The sequence below is a fragment of the Sagittula sp. MA-2 genome, assembly GCF_030126985.1.
GTDB lineage: Bacteria > Pseudomonadota > Alphaproteobacteria > Rhodobacterales > Rhodobacteraceae > Sagittula.
In genome coordinates, this window is sequence record NZ_CP126145.1 from 3909246 (window position 1) to 3927456 (window position 18211).

The window sequence follows — 18211 nt, forward strand, 5'->3', positions numbered from 1 at the left end:
CCGACAAAAGCACAACGGATGAATTTTTCGTGCAACCGAATGCCGGTTCGGTCGTTGGGCACCTAAGCACAAGCTTGCAGACACAAGCAGGGACGGGACGAAGGGTTGCGGCGCATTTCAGTTTTAACGGCGGGTCTGCTGCTGTCCGGGTGCAGCGGACGGCACAACTGGCTGTCTTCCGCAGGCGCCGAATCCCAGACCATCGAACCCCTGTTCTGGACCGTCGTGGCAGGCGCTGCCGTGATCTGGACACTGGTTGTCGGCGCCGCCGTCTTTGCCCACCGGGCCAATGCCAAACCCCACCGCGAACAACAGGCGCGGCGCTTCATCATCTGGGGCGGCGCCGTCCTGCCGACCGTCGTCGTCGGCGCCCTGCTGATCTGGGGCCTGTTCATCCTGCGTGACCTCGTCGCCGACGAAGGCGACATGACCGTTCAGGTCGACGGCGAACGCTGGTGGTGGCGCGTGATCTACGAGACGCCCGAGGGCGAGGTCGTCACCGCCAACGAGATCCGCATGCCGCTGGGCCAGACGACGCTCTTCCGGCTGACTGCCGACGACGTGATCCATTCCTTCTGGGTGCCCGCGATGGGCGGCAAGATGGACATGATCCCGGGGCGTGAGACGCAGCTGACCCTGACACCGACGAAACTGGGAAGCTGGGGCGGGCTTTGCGCGGAATACTGCGGCGGCGCCCATGCGCTGATGCGCTTCGACGCCGTGGTGATGGAGCCGGAGGCCTTCGACGCCTGGCTGGAGAACGAAGCCTCGCCCGCCCGGATCACGGAGGGCGATCCCGGCTGGGAGGTCTTCCTCGACGAGGGCTGCGGCGCCTGCCACACCCTGCGCGGCACGGAGGCCGTGGGACAGGTCGGCCCCGACCTCACCCACCTGGCCAGCCGCGAACGGCTGGGCGCGGGCATCTACGACATGACGCCCGAGAACCTGGCCCGCTGGATCACCGACCTCGACGCCATGAAGCCCGACATCGACATGCCTGCCTATCCGCACCTCACCGGCGACCGCCTCGACGCGCTCGTCTCCTTCCTCATGAGCCTCAAGTAAAGCCGCCATGAAATCAGACGCCTTCGACCTTGACGACCTGCCGCCCGCCGAGCCCTACGACGAGGCCCGCGACAAGGCTCAGCGAGAGCGCCTGCTGAAGACATGGGAAAGCCCGAAGGGCTGGCGCTACCTGTCGGACGTCAACAACTCCGAGGTCGGGCTCTGGTACCTGCTGACCTCCTTCGCCTTCTTCTGCTTTGCCGGGGTTCTGGCCCTGCTGATCCGCACGCAGCTTGCGGTGCCGGGCAACGACTTCCTGTCGCAGGACCTCTACAACCAGGTCTTCACGCTGCACGGCACGGCGATGATGTTCCTCTTCGCCGTGCCGATCTTCGAAGCGGTGGCCATCCTCGTCCTGCCCGAGATCCTCGGTGCGCGCGACCTGCCCTTCCCGCGCCTCTCGGCGTTCGGATACTGGTGCTTCCTGATCGGCGGCGTCTTCGTCTGCGGGTCGATCTTCTTCGGCGCGGCGCCGGACGGCGGCTGGTTCATGTACGCGCCGCTGTCGTCGAACCCGGAATACTCCGGCGTCGGCGCGGACATCTGGCTATTGGGCCTGTCGTTCATCGAGGTGTCGTCGATCGCGGCGGCGGTCGAACTGATCGTCGGCGTGCTGAAGTCCCGCCCGCCGGGCATGCGCCTGAACCAGATGCCGCTCTACTGCTGGTACGTGCTGGTGGTGGCGGGGATGATCCTCTTCGCCTTCCCGCCGCTGATCGCGGGCGACCTGCTGCTCGAACTCGAACGCGCCTTCGGCTGGGCCTTCTTCGACCCGGACCGGGGCGGCGATCCGCTGCTGTGGCAGCACCTGTTCTGGATCTTCGGCCACCCGGAGGTCTATATCGTCTTCCTGCCGTCCATCGCTCTGATCGCCACGATCCTGCCGACCTTTGCCAGCCGCCCGATGATCGGCCATTCGTGGATCGTGCTCTCGGCGGTGGGCGTGGCGTTCCTGTCCTTCGGCCTGTGGGTCCACCACATGTTCACCGTGGGCTTGCCGGAAATCTCGCTCAGCTTCTTCTCTGCCGCGTCAGAGGCGGTGGCGGTCCCGACAGGCATCCAGATCTTCTGCTTCGTCGCGACGATGCTGGTGGCCAAGGTGCGCCCCTCCCTGCCGATGCTGTTTGCGGGCGGCGCGCTGGCGATCTTCGTCTTCGGCGGCCTCACGGGCGTCATGGTCGCGCTGGTGCCCTTCGACTGGCAGGCGCATGACAGCTACTTCGTCGTCGCCCACCTGCACTACACGCTGATCGGCGGGATGCTCTTCCCGCTCTTTGCCGGGGTCTACTACTGGTATCCCTTCGTCACCCAGCGCCAGACCAACCAGAAGGCGGGCAAGTGGTCCTTCTGGCTGATGTTCGGCGGCTTCAACATCGCCTTCCTGCCGATGCACTGGACTGGCGTCATGGGCATGCCCCGCCGCGTCTGGACCTATGACGTCACCGACGGCTGGGCCGTGCTGAACATGGTGTCGACCGTCGGCAGCTTCATCTTCGCCGCAGGGTTCGTCGTGCTGGCGGTCAACGTGCTATGGCCGCGCGGCAAGCACGCCCCGGTGAAGCGCAACGTCTGGAACGCCGGAACGATGGAATGGAGCGCCGAGGTCCCCGACAAGCCGTGGGGCGTGCGGTCGATCCCGCTCATCACCTCGCGCTACCCGCTGTGGGACCAGCCCGGCCTGCTCGACCAGATCGACCGCGGCGAGTGGTTCCTGCCCGACGCCGAGGAAGGCAAGCGCGAGCTGATCGTCACCGACATCCTCGACGCCCGCCCGCTGTTCGTCCAGCGCGTGCCGGGGCCGTCCTGGCTGATGCTGTTCGCCGCCCTCTTCCTCGGGACCAGCTTCATCGTCGCCACCTACCACTGGTGGACCATCGCCCTGATCTCCGGCGCGGCCTTTGTCGCCGTCACGCTCTACTGGCTGTGGACCGGCACCGCGCAGATCCCCGAGAAGCCCGAGAAATACGCCGGGCGCGGCCTGACCCTGCCCACGTACGAGGCAGGCGCCGGGTCGGTCGGCTGGTGGGCCGTGTTCATCACCATGACCGGCGACATGACGGCGTTTGTCGGGCTGGTGTTCTCCTACTTCTTCTTCTGGACCGTGCTGCCGGACTTCATGTCCACGACCGAGGCGATGCCCTTCGGCTGGCTCATCCTGGGCTTTGCCGGCGTTATGGGACAGTGGGGCCTGACCGTCGCGGCGCGCGGTCAACTGGCGTCCCGTGCCCCGGGCGCGGCCATCGGCGCGCTCCTCGCCGCACCGGTGGCGGGCGTGCTGGGCATGGCCGCCTTTGCCTGGGCGGCGATGCAGGCGGGCCTCGACCCCACGCGCCACAGCTTCGACGCGACCATCTGGGCGCTGCTCCTGTGGCTTTCCGTGCACGTGGCGCTTGGCCTGCTCATGCAGCTTTATACAGCGGCGCGCATCTGGGCGGGCATCTGCACGCCCGACTTCCCGGCGGACCTGCGCAACCTGACGCTTTACACCCACTTCCTCGCGGTGACGGTCATCATGACCTTCGCCATGCTGGCGGTCTTCCCGCTCTGGCTGGGGGCGCTGTGATGAGACGCCCAAGCAAGATCCCCGCCCCCCGACTGATCGACGACGGCTCCCTCTGGATCATGGTCGCCGCGCCCTCGATCTGGGCCGCGCATTTCCTGATCAGCTACTGGGTCGCCGCCATCTGGTGCGCCAAGATCGGAGGGTCGCTCCTCGACGTGCGCTGGATCATCGCCGCGCTGGGGCTGGCCTCCATCGTGCTCATCGGCCTGCTGGCGCTGATCGCCGTGCGCCGCTACGGCGGCACCTTCGTCATCTTCGAGGAGATCACCGAGGATTCACGCCCGGCCCGCGAACGGTTCATGGGGCACGTGTCGCTCCTCCTGTGCATCCTCTCCGCTGTGGCCGTGGGCTTTACCGTGATCCCCGGGCTGGTGATGACGACATGCTGATGCGCCGCGCCATAGCGCTTGTGCTGCTGGCCGTGCTGTGGCTGGCGCTGCCCGCCTACGCCACCGGGTCGATGATCGTCCACATGGTCCTGCACCTGGGCGTGGTCGCGGTCGTGCCGATGCTCTGGGCGCCGCGCCTGCCGGACGCGTTCCCCTCCGGTCCGATCGCCCTCGCGCTCGGATCGGTGATCGACATGGCCGTGGTCTGGACGTGGCATCTGCCCGGGATGCACCTCTGGGCCCGGACGGAGACCGCCGGTCTCATCCTCGAACAGGCCAGCTTCCTCGGCGCGGGGCTGCTGCTCTGGGGTGCGGTGCGGCAGGCCGGGCCGTTCGGCGGCGCGCTGGTTCTGCTGGGCACGACCATGCACATGACGCTGCTTGGCGCCCTGATCGGCCTCGCCCCCCGCGACCTCTACGGCGACATCTGCGCGGGGTACTTCGGCCTCACCGCGTTGCAGGAACAGCAGATCGCCGGTGTGCTGATGGCCGGACTGGGCGGCGCGCTCTACCTCGCGGCGGCACTGAGCCGGCTGGGCCGCGCGCTCGACGAAGGAGAACCCGCATGAAACGCCTGGTCCTCTTTGCCGCCGTGCTGCTCTTCGTGCTGGGGAACGCCTTCTACTGGCTCGCCCCCTACACCATCGCCGCGTCGACGCCGCACTGGCCCGGCGTGCGCGAGGTCCTGCACCAGTACATGCGCAACGCCGTCGCCATCCGGTCCCGCGACAAGGAGGTGCCGCGCCAGGTCGATCTCGACGATCCCGGCCTGATCCGCCTTGGCGCCGGACACTTCGCCACCGGCTGCGCCACCTGCCACGGCGCGCCCGGCATCGCGCGCAACCCGATCCCGGCCGAGATGATGCCCGCGCCCCCGATGCTCGACGGGCTCGACTTCACCGACGGCGAACTGTGGTGGATCGCGCGGCACGGCATCCGTTACTCCGGCATGCCTTCCTGGCCCGGCGAGGGCCGCGAGGTCGAACCATGGGCCATCGCCGCCTTCCTGCGGGCGTATGACGATTTCGACCGCGCCTCGTACGAGGAGGCTGCCCTCGGCACCGCATACGCGGGCGACGCCATCCGCTTCCCCGGCCTCTACGGCGCGATTCCGAAGGACATGGCCTGCGCCCGCTGCCACGGTGAGGACGGGCTGGGCCGCGAAGGCACGGCGCCGAAGCTGGCGGGACAGTCGCGGGAATGGCTGACGCTGGTGCTGGACGCCTACCACGACGGCAGCCGCGAAAGCGGCTTCATGGAGCCGCTCGGCGCGATACTGACGGATGCCAACATCGACGGTATCTCCCAGATGTACGCAGAGATGGAGGGCGACTGGAGCGGCCGCCCCCTGCCCTTCGGCGATGCGGAGCGCGGTGCCGAGCTGGCCCGCAAGGGGGACGAGCATGACGACATCGCGTCCTGCGCATCCTGCCACGAGGGCGGAGACGACCCGCTGATGCCGCGCCGCGCCGACACGCCCCGCATCGCCGGACAGGACGGCTTCTGGCTGTACAACTGGCTGCTGATGTACCGCGACGGCCCGGTGCCCGAGACACCCCGCGCCCACCTCATGGAGGCGGCGGCAAAGCCCCTGTCGGACGGCGACATCGCCGACCTTGCGGCCTATTACGCCGGGCTGACGGCTGGCGGGACCGCCGCGGGCAACTGAGCGGCCCGCCTGGCATCCTGGCACACGGCGGCGAGGCTCAGCTCGCGCGGGATATGGGGTCCGGCAGGTTGTCGGCTTCCATAAGGATGGCTCTAGTCCTCGGATGACCTGCAATCGCATCCGCGATGCTGTGCCGGTTGAGGGTCTGGTAGAAGAGGATCTTGGCCTCGGCCAGCGCACCCACGAGCCCGCAGGACCCGAGCAGGATGCAGGTCGAACAATCGACCATATTGGCATCGCCTTCCATGTAGCGTGCCACGTCGCCGACCCTGATCTCCTCCGCCGGCCGGGCAAGCTGAACGCCGCCCGAACGGCCCCGCGTGCTTTTCAGATAGCTGCCCTCGACCAGCATGTTCACAACCTTCATCAGGTTGTTCTGCGACAGGTTGTGCGCCCGTGCAATTTCCGAGATCGGCACCACGCGCCCATCGTGGACGCCCAGGTAAAGGCAGACCCTGAGAGCATAATCGGTAAATTTCGAGAAGTGCATACAGCATTACCTTTTATGAATTCCTGCCAACCTGATGCAGGATTTTGAATGCGTCAACGTTTTCAGCCCAGGCGGTAATCTGCACCAGACCGCTCTACCATCAGAAAAACGGGCCCCACCGTTGCCGGCAGGGCCCGTCGTTGAACTCGGTTATAGGCCGCAGCCGTCAAGCGACGAGCGCGACACCGGCCTTTTCTTCTCGCGGAAAGAACACGTCGTGCAGGCTGCAGATCGCGTTCGACAGTTCCGAGTGGTCGACGATGAACTGCACGTCGACACTGCGCGGCCCTTGCGCGGCGCCCAGCGGAACGATGCCCGCCTCTTCCAGCGCCGCCATGCCGCGCGTCAGCACGGACAGCCCGGTCAGGTCGCGGCCGATCACCGACACCAGCGCGCACTTGCGCAGGGAAATGTCGGCCTGCGGGTAGACGTCGCTCAGGTCGCTCTCGACCCGGCGCAGCGCCTTCAGCGAACCATGGACGTGGTGGGTGATCGTGTTGGCGTTCGACACCTTCGACACGATCCACACGTCATGGCGCTTCAGCGCGTCGAGGATCGTCGCGTCGTAGCCCTTCACGCCGACCATGTCCTGTTCGAACACTTCCAGCGCAAAGACCGAAAGGCCCGTCACGATCTCGGCCGCGGCGCTTTCCGCCGGCTTGTCGTCGATGATGGTGCCCGGATCTTCCGGCTCGAACGCGTTGGTCACGCGCAGCGGCACACCGGCACGGCGCAGCGTCTTGGCGGCCGAGGGGTGGATTGCCTCCATCCCGAGGTTCGCCATCTGGTCCGCCACGTCGTAGTTGGTGTGGCCGAGCTTGCGCACCACCTCCGCACCGACCACCTTCGGGTCGGCAGAGGACAGGTGGAATTCCTTGTGGATGATCGCCTCGCGCGCGGCGGTCTGTGCCGCCAGACGAGAGAACGTCACCTCGGAATAGCCGCGGTCGAACTCGCGCATCAGGCCCTCGGTGCACTGGGCATAGCCGGTGACGATGGGCATCTCGGTCGCCGGATCGACGCCGTCCATACCCTTTGCCAGGCGATCCTCAAGGCTCAGATGCTCCTCGTCACGCCAGCCGGACAGGTCGACCAGACGGGCGTTCACGCCAGCGCGCTGCAGCATCAGGACAGCGACGTAGGCGGAGTGCGCCTCGCCAAGCCCCGACAGCAACTCGCGGATCTGCAGCAGGTGTTCGTTCAGGCGGAAGTGCCCGTAGGAGCACAGCCGCTGAAGGTCCACCAGGCAGCTCCGGGCGCCTTCCATGCGATCCTGCACGAAGCGGGTCGCAAGCTGGACGTCGCCCGCGTGGGTCAGCACCTCGGAGTGCGCCGCGATCATCTCTGTCGAGGCGCGGTCCATTGCGCGGTGCCAGCCGTGGTCGTCATCCGCCTGCGCAAAGCTGGCAAAGACGCCCTGTTCACCGGTCTTCTTGTGTTCGAGCAGCATGTTGGTGATGCCGCCGAACGCGGAAACGACGAAGATGCGGCCGTATTCCGGTTTGCCGTTCTTGATGAACAGCGTGTCGCGCAGTTCGCCGAGGCGGGACATGGACGTCCCGCCGATCTTTTCGACAGTATGGGTCATTCAGGCCTCTGCAGGTTCGGGCGCGGCGTAGGAGCCATCCTCACGGTGCACTTCGTTGCCCGTCACGGGCGGATTGAAGCAGCACGCCATGACGAGTTCCTCGTCCGCGCGCAGGACGTGCCGGTCGTGCTTGTCGAGCGCGTACATGACGCCGGGCTTGATCGGGTGCGTTTCGCCGGTGGCGAGGTCGGTAATCGAGCCCGAACCCTGCATGCAATAGACGCTCTCGAAGTGGTTCTTGTATTCGAACGTGTGTTCGGAACCGGCCTCAAGGAAGGTGATGTGGAACGAGAACCCCATCTTGTCGTCGGCCAGAAGCATGCGGACGGAGGTCCACTTTGCATCCGACACGACGCGGTCGGGTTCGTTCTTGGTGATCTCGTTGAAGTCTCTGACGATCATGTCTGTTACTCCGCTGCGATTTTCTGGCCGGGCTCGACGATCTCGCGGGCGGCGTCCAGCACGATGGCCAGACCCTTACCCAGCGTCTCGTCGGGGGTGGTGAGCGGTGCGAGCACCTTGACCACCTCGTCCTCCGGACCGGACGTTTCGATGACAAGGCCGTTCTCGAAGGCCTTGGCGCAAATGGCTGCCGCCAGTTCGCCGGAACCCACGTCCACGCCGCGCATCATGCCACGGCCTTTCAGGTAGGCGCCCGGGATCATCGCGGCCAGGGCGCTCAGGCCCTTCTCGACGATGTCGGCACGGCGGGCGATGTCCTTCGCAAAGGCATCGTCGGCCCAGAACTTCTCGATCGCCACGCGGGCGGTCACGAAGGCATGGGTGTTGCCGCGGAACGTGCCGTTGTGCTCGGCCGGGCCCATGATGTCATGTTCCGGCTTCACCAGCACGAGGCCCATCGGCAGACCGAAGCCCGAGACGGATTTCGCCATGGTGACGAGGTCCGGCTTGAGACCTGCCTCTTCGAAGCCGAAGAAGTCGCCGGTCCGGCCGCAGCCCGCCTGGATGTCGTCGACGATCAGCAGCGCGCCGTGCTTCTTGGCAAGCTCCGCCACGCGGCGCAGCCACTCGGGGCGCGCGGCGTTCAAGCCGCCCTCGCCCTGCACGGGCTCCACGATGATCGCGGCAGGCGCGTCCATGCCGGAGGACTTGTCCTCGAGCATCGTCTCGAGGATGTCGGCGGTGTCGGTGCCTTCACCCATGTAGCCGTCGTAGGGCATCCGGGTCACGCCGTTCAGCTGGATGCCGGCGCCGCCACGGTGGTAGCTGTTGCCGGTCGCGGCCAGCGCGCCAAGCGTCACGCCGTGGAAACCGTTGGTGAAGGAAATCACGTTCGTGCGGCCGGTCACCTTGCGGGCGATCTTCATCGCCGCCTCGACGGCGTTGGCGCCGGTCGGGCCCACGAACATCAGCTTGTGGTCCATCCCGCGCGGTTCGAGGATGTGACGCTCGAAGGCTTCGATGAAGTCCTTCTTGGTGTTGGTGTGCAGGTCCAGACCGTGGGCGATGCCGTCGTTGGTCAGGTGCTCGATCAGCGCTGCCTTCATGTCCGGGTCGTTGTGCCCGTAGTTCAGCGAGGAGCAGCCTGCCAGGAAATCGATGTAGGTCTGACCGGATTCGTCGGTCATCTCCGACCCGCTGGCGCTGGTGAAGGTGGTCTTGAAGCCACGGCAGTAGGAGCGGGCTTCGGATTCGCGTCGTTCAAACACGTTAAGTTCTGTCGGTTGCGTAGTCATTACGACCTCTCTCGGATAACTTTGAATGTCAGGAATTCTGGAGCGTCTGCGCCTCAGGCGGCCTGCGCCACCGGGTTCGGCAACTCGATGGTCACCATGTTCTCGGTCGCGGCGCGCCCTGCGAAGTGATCTTCGCGGGTGAAGTGCGGCTCAGAGCTGAGGCTGCCACCCTGGTTGCGGGCGAACTTGCGGAAAAGCCCCCAGGACGCCTTGTTGTCGCTCGTGATCGTGGTCTGCAGACGTGTCACGTCCGCACACACGTCACGGTTCAGGATCTCGGCCAGCATCTTGCCGCCAAGGCCCATGCCGCGTGCCTTTTCGGACACGGCGACCTGCCAGACGAACAGCGTCTCGGGATCGTTCGGGAGGATGTAGGCAGACACCCAGCCAATAGCTTCACCGCCCTTGTCCGCCACCACGCAGGTGTCGGAAAAGTGGTCGCACTGCAGAAGGTTGCAATACATCGAGTTCTCATCGAGCGGCTTGCAGGCGCGCACAAGCTCCCAGATGCCCGAGCCGTCCTCGGATACCGGGGTGCGCAGTGTCGGCAAGGCCTGCCGGGCAAGGTCACGCGGATGTTGCATGTATCGGTTGCTCCATTTTGCTTCGTTAATCTAAATAGCGCGGGCCGGTCATTGCTTCAATAGGCAAAGTAAATATTCTTCGGTTTCGCGCCATGTTTCGCGCAAAACCCCGCTATAAGCGCTTACAAGCCCTTTATATGGCTAAGGGCACATCCTTCGACAAGCTAACCTGTGACCTGCTTGACGCAATGGTTAGCCGTCCTTATATTTAGACAGTCTAACAAAGGAGGTTCGATGGATCGCATCGATACGTCGTTGATCGCATTACGCAGGATTCTCCGCGCGACAGAGCTGTTCGGTCGCGAACTGAAGCAGGTGGCAGGTATCACCGCGCCCCAGTTCCGCGCCTTGCAGATCATCGCGGAGAACGGTTCCGCCACCGCGACAGAGATCGCGCAACGCATGAGGGTGACTCAGGCGACGGTGACGTCGCTTGTCGACAAGCTCGTGCGGCAGGAGCTCGTTGTCCGGGAGAAATCCGCCGCCGACCGCCGTCAGACCAACATCCAGGTGACGCCGCTGGGATACAAGACGCTCGATCGGGCGCCCGACCCCCTGCAGCAGCGTTTCGTGCGCAAGTTCGAAGCCATGGACGACTGGGAGCAGGCCATGCTCGTGGCGTCCCTCGAACGCGTTGCAGCCATGCTCGATGCGGAGGATCTGGACGCGTCCCCAGTGCTGGACACAGGCGACATTCGCCACGCCGCAAGGAACGGCGCGCACTGAGCGTGCCCCGGGTTCACCCCGTACGCCCGGTGCCGGCGCGGAATGCCGCCTGACATGACCCTCTGACACGCCCGCGACAAGATTGCTTGAAGACAGGGCGACATTGCCGGATGTTGGGATGCATCAAAATGACCCGACAGCGGAGAAACCAGATGAAAAAGACCTTCACCCTTTGCGCCGTAGCGGCTCTTTCGGCCAATGGCGCTTGGGCCGATTGCGAGACGGTTGTCCTGTCCGACGTCGGCTGGACCGACATCACCGCCACCACCGCCGCCACCTCCGTCGTGCTCGAGGCACTCGGTTACGAGATCGACGTGAAGGTGCTGTCCGTGCCGGTGACCTACACCTCCATGGCCTCCGGCGACGTGGACGTCTTCCTAGGCAACTGGATGCCCACGATGGAAGCCGACATCGCCCCCTACCGCGAGGCCGGGACCGTCGACACCGTCCGCGCCAACCTCGAAGGGGCGAAGTACACGCTGGCCGTCAACAAGGCCGCCGCCGACCTCGGCATCAAGGACTTCGCCGACATCGCCACCCACAGGGACGCGCTCGAAGGCAAGATCTACGGGATCGAACCGGGCAATGATGGCAACCGCCTGATCCAGTCCATGATCGAGGAGAATGCCTTCGGTCTCGAAGGGTTCGAGGTGGTCGAATCCTCCGAACAGGGCATGCTGAGCCAGGTCGCCCGCGCCGACCGCCGCGACGAACCCGTCGTCTTCCTCGGCTGGGAACCGCACCCGATGAACGCCAACTACGAGATGTCCTACCTCACCGGCGGCGACGACTACTTCGGTCCGAACCTCGGCGGCGCGACGGTCTACACCAACACCTCCGCCGGCTTCGCCGAAGAGTGCCCGAACCTCGGCGCGCTGCTCAACAACCTCGAATTCTCCCTCGCGATGGAGAACGAGATCATGGGCAAGATCCTCGACGGCGGCGCAGACCCGGAAGATGCCGCGACCGAATGGCTTCAGGCCAACACCGGCGTTCTGGACGGCTGGCTGACCGGCGTGACCACCAAGGACGGCGGCGACGCCATGGAGGCCGTGAAGGCCGCGCTGGAATAAGCGCCCGACGACCACCCCACCAAACGCCCCCGCAGACCGCGGGGGCGTCTTTCGTTTCAGCGTCGCGCCGACCGCCGCGACCGGGGCAGAGGCACCGGAAACGAAGACCACCCGCCGGGCCGACAGGGCGATTCGCCCGGGCGCGGCAAACCTGCCGACCTCCGCACGGAACCGGATTTCCCGGCGCGCGCGGCGGAAAGAACATGAACATTCCGAAGGGTTTTGCGATAGTGCGCCGGACCCGAACCGCCAGCCCCCTTTAGAAATTGGCGCGCTTGCGGTAGTTGACTGACGGATCAATCAAGAAAGAGGGCGTGACATGGAATGGCTGGAAGAACACAAGTTGCCGATCGGCAGCGTGGTCAGGGACGCGGTTGACTGGCTGACCGACAACGCCGTGTGGTTCTTCGACGGGCTCTCCCTTGCGCTGGAATCGGTGATCGACGCGCTGCTCTGGTGCCTCCAGACGCCGCCCGCGCTGCTGATCGTCGCGCTCATCACCCTGCTGTCGTGGTTCGCCCGCCGCTCCGTCGGCTTCACGATCTTCACCGCAGCCGGGCTCCTGCTGATCATCAACCAGGGCTACTGGGAAGAAACCACCGAGACGCTGGCACTGGTGATCGCCGCCGCCGTGGTCTGCATGGGGGTCGGCGTTCCCGTGGGCATCGCCGCCGCGCGCCGTCCGTGGCTCTATAACGCGCTGTCGCCGGTGCTGGACCTGATGCAGACGATCCCGACCTTCGTGTACCTGATCCCGGCGCTGATCCTCTTCGGGCTGGGCATGGTGCCGGGGCTGATCGCCACGGTCATCTTCGCCATCCCCGCCCCCATCCGCCTGACCCACCTCGGGATCACCTCCACCCCCACCGCACTGATCGAGGCGGGCGAAGCCTTCGGCGCCACCCGCCGGCAGTTGCTCTACAAGGTGGAACTGCCCTACGCGATGCCGCAGATCATGGCCGGGCTGACCCAGACGATCATGCTGTCGCTCTCGATGGTCGTCATCGCCGCGCTGGTCGGTGCCGACGGGCTGGGCGTGCCGACGCTGCGGGCGCTGAACTCCGTCAACATCGCGCAGGGCTTCGAGGTGGGCATCGCCATCGTCCTCGTGGCGATCATCTTCGACCGCATGTTCAAGAAGCGGGGGTCCTGAGATGAGCGATCCCGTGATGAACCGCCCCATGGTCCGCTTCGACGCGGTCAACATCGTCTTCGGCGACGCGCCGGAAACCGCCCTTCCGCTGATGGACGAAGGCCTCTCGCGGCCCGAAATCCAGGAACGCACCAACCAGGTGCTGGGCGTGCACGACTGTACCCTCGACGTGCACGACGGCGAGATCCTCGTGCTGATGGGCCTGTCCGGCTCAGGCAAGTCGACACTGCTGCGCGCGGTCAACGGGCTGAACCCCGTGGCGCGCGGCAAGGTGGAGGTCCGCGTCGACGACAAGTTTGTCGATGTCGCCAAGGCCTCGCCGAAGGCGCTGCGCCAGATCCGCACCCAGCGTGTCGCCATGGTCTTCCAGCAGTTCGGCCTGCTGCCGTGGCGCACCGTCATCGACAACGTGGCTTTCGGGCTCGAAATCGCGGGCGTGCCCGCCGCCGAACGCCTTGACCGCGCCCGACGGCAGCTCGACACCGTGAACCTCGGCGAATGGGCCGACCGCAAGGTGCAGGAACTGTCCGGCGGGATGCAGCAGCGCGTGGGCCTTGCCCGGGCGCTTGCCACCGAAGCGCCGATCCTCCTGATGGACGAACCGTTTTCGGCCCTCGATCCGCTGATCCGCAACCGTCTTCAGGACGAGCTGCTGGAACTTCAGCAAAAACTCGGGCGGACGATCATCTTCGTCAGCCACGACCTCGACGAGGCACTGAAGATCGGCAACCGGATCGCGATCATGGAAGGCGGGCGCATCGTGCAATGCGGCACGCCGCAGGACATCGTCCTGACCCCCGCCACCGAATACGTCGCCGATTTCGTCGCGCACATGAACCCGCTCAACGTCCTGCGCGCGATGGAGATCATGGGCCCCGCCCCCGCCTCGCCGCCCGCATCGGCGCGGCATGTCGCCCCCACGACGCCGATCCGCGAAATCCTTCCCCTGCTCAGCCAGGACACCGATCCGCTGATCGTGATGGAGGACGGCAGGCCCGTGGGCATGATCGACACGCGCGCCCTGCTGACCGCCCTGATGAACGAACAGCGGCAGGTGGCAGAGGTCCGCGAAAGCGCCTGAACGCCCAGAGCGCCCCGGCGGGACGTCAGCTCGAAAAGAACTCCGGAAACTGCCCACGGAGCATGTCGAGCCGGCGGATCGTGCCCGACAGATGGACGCGGATCGCCTCCATCGCCTCGTCGGGGTCGCCCTGCTCAATGCCGTGCAGGATGCGCCAGTGCTTCTCCACGATGTCGGCCATCTTGCCCTCGGAGGGCAGGTCCAGCATCTGGCAGCGGAACAGGTGACCCAGCCTGCGGATCAGGATCTGCTGCAGGTTGGTCATGCCGACACCCGCGAACAGCGTGCGGTGAAAGGCGCGGTCGAGCTCGTTGAACAGCCCCATCTGCGTGGTGTCGCCGTGCAGCGATTCCTGCATGTTCATGATCGCCCGCGCGCGTGAGATCACCTCCGGATCGGGGTCGAGCGCCAGCCTGCGCACCACCTCCGTCTCCACCGAGACCCGCAGGAACTGCGTCTCGCGCAGCTGGTCGACGTCGATGCGTTTCACCACCGTGCCGGATTGCGGCATGATCCGGACCAGCCCGTCTTCCTCCAGCCGCTGCAGCGCCTCGCGCACCGGCGTCAGGCTGACCCCGTACTCCTGCGCGATGGCCGTGCGCGACAGGACGGTGCCCGGGGGATAATCCAGCGACACCACCTTCTTGCGCAGCGCGTCATAGACGGTGCCCGCCGCCGAGACGGGGTGCTTCTCTCCATGTTCGCCGAAGGCCTGTTCGATGATCGCCATGTCCATTCCGATTGCGCCACCGTGGCGGCCTTGCCTCCACTCAATATCGGCGCTTCGCCAATTCAATCAAGATTGACCGTCTAATTCAACTAATATATTAGTCTGACCAGCTCGTGAGCGCCGGTCGAGGAGGGCCGCGTCGCGTGCACTGCACCAAGGGAGGAATTCAATGAAAACCGACATCCTGAAGAACATGTCAAAGGCGGCGGTCCTTGCGGCCTCCGTCGCGGCACTGGCCACGGCGGCAAGCGCCGCAGACAAAACGCTGAAGATCCAGACCTCGTCCAACGCCAGCCACGCCTCGCTCGCCTACCTGAACGAGGAATGGGTGCCGAAGCTGGAAACCATGACCGGCGGATCGCTGGGGGTGGAGCTTCTGCCGATCGACGCCGTGGTGCCGCGCCGCGAGACGGCCGAGGCGATCTCGGTCGGGATCCTCGACGGCGACCTCACCTCGATCAACTACTTCGCGGGTGTCGACCCGGCCTTCGCGCTGATGGGCGACCTGATCGCGGGCTACGACTCGGCCGACCAGATTCAGGCGTTCTGCGCGCAGGGCGGCGGCAAGGAGATGCTGCAGAAGCTCTTCGACGCGCATTTCGAGGGCGTGCACGTCGTCGGCTGCGGCGCCTACGCGCGTGAGGCCTTTGTCTCCAAGGTGCCGATCCGCGGTGTGGCGGACTTCGAGGGCGTCAAGGTGCGCTCCCCCGAAGGGCTTGCGGCGGACGTCTTCAAGCGCGTCGGTGCAGCGCCCGTGTCCATGTCCGGCTCCGAAACCTACGGCGCGCTCGAAAAGGGCGTGATCGACGCGGCGGACAACTCCGCCTATGCCAACAACGACGCCAACGGGATGCACAAGATCGCCAAGTACCCGATCTTCCCGGGCATCCACTCCACCCCGATCCTGCAGTTCACCGTCTCCCAGGCCGTCTGGGACGAGATGTCCGAGCAGGAGCAGGTCGCGCTCGAAACCTGGTATCTCGCCGCCTACAACGGGCTGCGCCAGCACTTCGACCGCCTCGACCGCCAGCTTGTCGCCCGTGACAAGGCCGCCGGAGAGCTGGAAGTGATCGACTGGCCGCAGGAAGAGCGCGACGCCTTCCGCAAGGTGGCACAGCAGGCGTGGGAAGACTTCGCCAAGGGCTCCGACCTCGCGCAGGAAGTCTACGACGCGCACATCGCCTTCATGAAGGAAGCCGGGCTGCTCTGACGCACTCCCGCAGAGACCCGATGGCGCCCCCGGCCAAGGGGGCGCCGCAGCACCTCTAGGGCCCGTCCGCGGCCCTCTTTTCCCGGCCCCGAGGGAGGACTCCCGCTGTGACCCGAAACATCGACGACGCCATCGCCCAAACCGATCTGGAAATCGCCGATCAGGACCCCCTCGCCCACGCGGAGGAGCGGGACCTGCCGATGTCCGACTACACGGTGGTCGACCATGCCAGCCACATCACCGGCATCGCCATCTCCTCCTTCTACCTCGTCGCGGCGCTTGCCACGCTGTACGAGGTCTTCTCGCGCTACGTGCTGAACCACCCGACCTTCTGGGCGTTCGAGACGGTGATGACCACGGTCGCCGCCGCGTGGATGCTGTCGGCGGGCTACGTCACGCTGAAAAAGCGGCACATCGCGATCACCGTCATCCACGGGCTGACCACACGGCGCCAGAAATGGTGGCTCGACCTCTTCGCCATGCTGGTGGGGATCTTCGCGCTCTACATGCTGCTGACCGACGCGCCGATCCGCGCCTATGTCAGTATCGAACGCGTCGAGAAATCCGGGTCCGCCTTCAACTCCCCGCTGCCGATGATGATGAAGTCGCTGATGGTGATCGGTGCCTTCATGTACCTCGCGCAGCTCATGATGAACCTGCACCGGCACCTGAACTCCGACCTCGGGCGCCTGCTGGTCAAGATCGTCTCCGCCTACTTCGTCCTCTACTTCGCCTCCGCCTTCCTGGCCGAAGTCTTCGCCTTCGCCCCGGCCGAGATGTTCTCGGGCTTCATCTCCGGGATCGGCAAGGCGCTCGACCCGTCGCAGGCGCTGGACATGCGGTCCATGGACCTGGGCACCGTGTCGCTCATCATGGTGGTCATGCTGATCGCGCTGATGATGACCGGCATGCCGCTGGGCATCGTCACGCTGATCGTGTCGGTCATCATGGCCATCGGCTTCTTCGGGCCGCGCGGGCTGTTCCTGGTGTCCTCGAACGCGGTGGGCCTGCTGGAACACTACTCCCTCGTCGCGGTGCCGTTCTTCGTGCTCATGGCCTCCATCCTCGAACGGGCGGGCATCGCCGAGGACCTCTTCGACGCCATGTCGATCTTCGCGGGCAACCTGCGTGGCGGCGTGGCCGTGCAGACCACCGTCGTCGCCGTGATCCTCGCCGCCATGTCCGGCGTCATGGGGGGCGAGATCGTCATGCTGGGCCTCGTCGCCCTGCCGCAGATGTTCCGCCTGGGCTACGACCGCAAGATCACCATCGGCCTGATCTGCGCCGCCGGTGCCCTCGCCACGCTGATCCCGCCGTCGATCATCATGATCGTCTACGGCTTATCGGCCGAGGTCGGCATCGGCGACCTGTTCATGGCCGGTGCCATCCCCGGCATCATGCTGGCGGTGTTCTACGCGGGCTACGTGCTGATCCGGGTCAACATCACTCCCTCCATGGCACCCACCGCCCGGGAAGTGGCCGAGATCACCGGCACCGAACAGAAGCTCTCCTCCGAACGGATGACCGCCGTGATCCTGTCGATCGCCCTGATCGCCACGGTCATGGGGTCGATCTACGCCGGGATCGCCTCCGTCACCGAATCCGCCGCCGTGGGCTGCATCGGCGCCATGGTGATCGCCGCCATCCGCAACCGCTTCAACTGGGAGGTGGTGACCGCCGCGCTCATGGGCACCATGGCCACCGTCGGCACGATCATCTGGCTGATCCTCGGCGCGGTGTCCTTCGTGGGCATCTTCAACCTCGTCGGCGGCGGAGAGTTCATGCGCTCGCTGTTCCTCGACCTCGGACTGTCGGCCATGGGCACAGTGATCGTCATGATGCTGATCCTGATGGTGCTGGGCACCTTCATGGAATGGATCGCCATCGTGCTGATCACCGTCCCTGTCTTCGCCCCGGTGGTCATGACGCTGGCCCCCGAACTAGGCCTGACCGAGGACCAGGCCAAGATCTGGTTCGGCATCCTCTTCGTGATGAACATCCAGATCTACTTCCTGTCGCCGCCCTTTGGCCCGGCCTGCTTCTGGCTGAAGTCGGTGGCGCCAAAGGACGTGACCCTGCAGGAGATCTTCCTCGCGGTGCTGCCCTTCATCGGTCTGCAGATCATCGGCCTCGTCCTGGTGATGGTCTTCCCGCAGATTGCCCTTTTCCTTCCCGAACTCCTGAACTGAGGTA

General features: G+C 65.6%; 17 protein-coding genes. 11 read left to right on the plus strand and 6 right to left on the minus strand.

Features of this window, described 5'->3' with window-relative positions:
* The first annotated feature begins 105 nt into the window (after positions 1–105).
* Genes coxB through QNI11_RS19085 form a run of 5 tightly spaced genes read left to right on the plus strand, consistent with a single transcriptional unit; the run spans position 106 to position 5686 of the window.
* Entirely contained in the window at positions 106–1065 is a 960-nt protein-coding gene (gene coxB / locus QNI11_RS19065) for a cytochrome c oxidase subunit II (protein ID WP_306418205.1), read from the plus strand.
* 7 nt (positions 1066–1072) lie between these two features.
* Positions 1073–3628 (plus strand): cytochrome c oxidase subunit I, encoded by a 2556-nt coding sequence (gene ctaD, locus QNI11_RS19070; RefSeq protein WP_100929021.1) that lies wholly within the window; start codon positions 1073–1075, stop codon positions 3626–3628.
* Positions 3628–4017 (plus strand): hypothetical protein, encoded by a 390-nt coding sequence (locus QNI11_RS19075; RefSeq protein ID WP_100929020.1) that lies wholly within the window; start codon positions 3628–3630, stop codon positions 4015–4017. The genes ctaD and QNI11_RS19075 overlap by 1 nt, the downstream gene beginning before the upstream one ends.
* Entirely contained in the window at positions 4011–4586 is a 576-nt protein-coding gene (locus QNI11_RS19080; RefSeq protein ID WP_283981354.1) for a cytochrome c oxidase assembly protein, read from the plus strand. The genes QNI11_RS19075 and QNI11_RS19080 overlap by 7 nt, the downstream gene beginning before the upstream one ends.
* Complete coding sequence (locus tag QNI11_RS19085) at positions 4583–5686, plus strand: c-type cytochrome (protein ID WP_283981355.1); 1104 nt, start codon at positions 4583–4585, stop codon at positions 5684–5686. Before QNI11_RS19080 ends, QNI11_RS19085 begins: the two co-directional genes overlap by 4 nt.
* A 37-nt stretch (positions 5687–5723) precedes the next feature.
* Here the strand turns inward: QNI11_RS19085 and QNI11_RS19090 are convergent, their stop codons facing one another.
* From QNI11_RS19090 to ectA, 5 genes are all read right to left on the minus strand, one after another.
* Complete coding sequence (locus QNI11_RS19090; protein WP_100929017.1) at positions 5724–6176, minus strand: Rrf2 family transcriptional regulator; 453 nt, start codon at positions 6174–6176, stop codon at positions 5724–5726.
* 166 nt (positions 6177–6342) lie between these two features.
* Complete coding sequence (locus QNI11_RS19095; RefSeq protein ID WP_100929016.1) at positions 6343–7764, minus strand: aspartate kinase; 1422 nt, start codon at positions 7762–7764, stop codon at positions 6343–6345.
* On the minus strand, positions 7765–8166 hold the full coding sequence (locus QNI11_RS19100) for an ectoine synthase (protein ID WP_100929015.1): 402 nt from the start codon (positions 8164–8166) through the stop codon (positions 7765–7767). It lies immediately after the preceding gene.
* A 5-nt stretch (positions 8167–8171) separates the two neighbouring features.
* Positions 8172–9461 (minus strand): diaminobutyrate--2-oxoglutarate transaminase, encoded by a 1290-nt coding sequence (gene ectB, locus QNI11_RS19105; protein ID WP_283981357.1) that lies wholly within the window; start codon positions 9459–9461, stop codon positions 8172–8174.
* 53 nt (positions 9462–9514) lie between these two features.
* Positions 9515–10045, minus strand: coding sequence for a diaminobutyrate acetyltransferase (gene ectA, locus QNI11_RS19110; protein ID WP_100929013.1), 531 nt, complete (start codon positions 10043–10045; stop codon positions 9515–9517).
* Positions 10046–10279: 234 nt separating this feature from the next.
* On the opposite strand from ectA, the gene QNI11_RS19115 reads away from it, so the two are divergent.
* The 4 genes from QNI11_RS19115 (at position 10280) to choV (ending at position 14078) form a co-directional block, all read left to right on the plus strand.
* Positions 10280–10771 (plus strand): MarR family winged helix-turn-helix transcriptional regulator, encoded by a 492-nt coding sequence (locus QNI11_RS19115; RefSeq protein WP_100929012.1) that lies wholly within the window; start codon positions 10280–10282, stop codon positions 10769–10771.
* Positions 10772–10923: 152 nt separating this feature from the next.
* Complete coding sequence (locus QNI11_RS19120; RefSeq protein WP_283981358.1) at positions 10924–11844, plus strand: choline ABC transporter substrate-binding protein; 921 nt, start codon at positions 10924–10926, stop codon at positions 11842–11844.
* A 319-nt stretch (positions 11845–12163) separates the two neighbouring features.
* A complete protein-coding gene (choW, locus tag QNI11_RS19125; protein WP_005862538.1) occupies positions 12164–12997 on the plus strand; it encodes a choline ABC transporter permease subunit in 834 nt (277 codons plus the stop codon).
* Position 12998: 1 nt separating this feature from the next.
* Positions 12999–14078 carry a choline ABC transporter ATP-binding protein gene (gene choV / locus QNI11_RS19130; protein ID WP_283981359.1) on the plus strand — a complete coding sequence of 360 codons (1080 nt, stop codon included), beginning with the start codon at positions 12999–13001 and terminating at the stop codon, positions 14076–14078.
* Between the two features lie 25 nt (positions 14079–14103).
* On the opposite strand, the gene QNI11_RS19135 is transcribed toward choV, so the two are convergent.
* Complete coding sequence (locus QNI11_RS19135; RefSeq protein ID WP_283981360.1) at positions 14104–14808, minus strand: GntR family transcriptional regulator; 705 nt, start codon at positions 14806–14808, stop codon at positions 14104–14106.
* A gap of 169 nt (positions 14809–14977) precedes the next feature.
* On the opposite strand from QNI11_RS19135, the gene QNI11_RS19140 reads away from it, so the two are divergent.
* The gene (locus tag QNI11_RS19140) at positions 14978–16018 is read left to right on the plus strand and encodes a TRAP transporter substrate-binding protein (protein ID WP_100929008.1); all 1041 of its coding nucleotides are present in this window, start codon (positions 14978–14980) and stop codon (positions 16016–16018) included.
* 107 nt (positions 16019–16125) lie between these two features.
* Positions 16126–18207 carry a TRAP transporter large permease subunit gene (locus tag QNI11_RS19145; RefSeq protein ID WP_283981361.1) on the plus strand — a complete coding sequence of 694 codons (2082 nt, stop codon included), beginning with the start codon at positions 16126–16128 and terminating at the stop codon, positions 18205–18207.
* Positions 18208–18211: the final 4 nt, after the last annotated feature.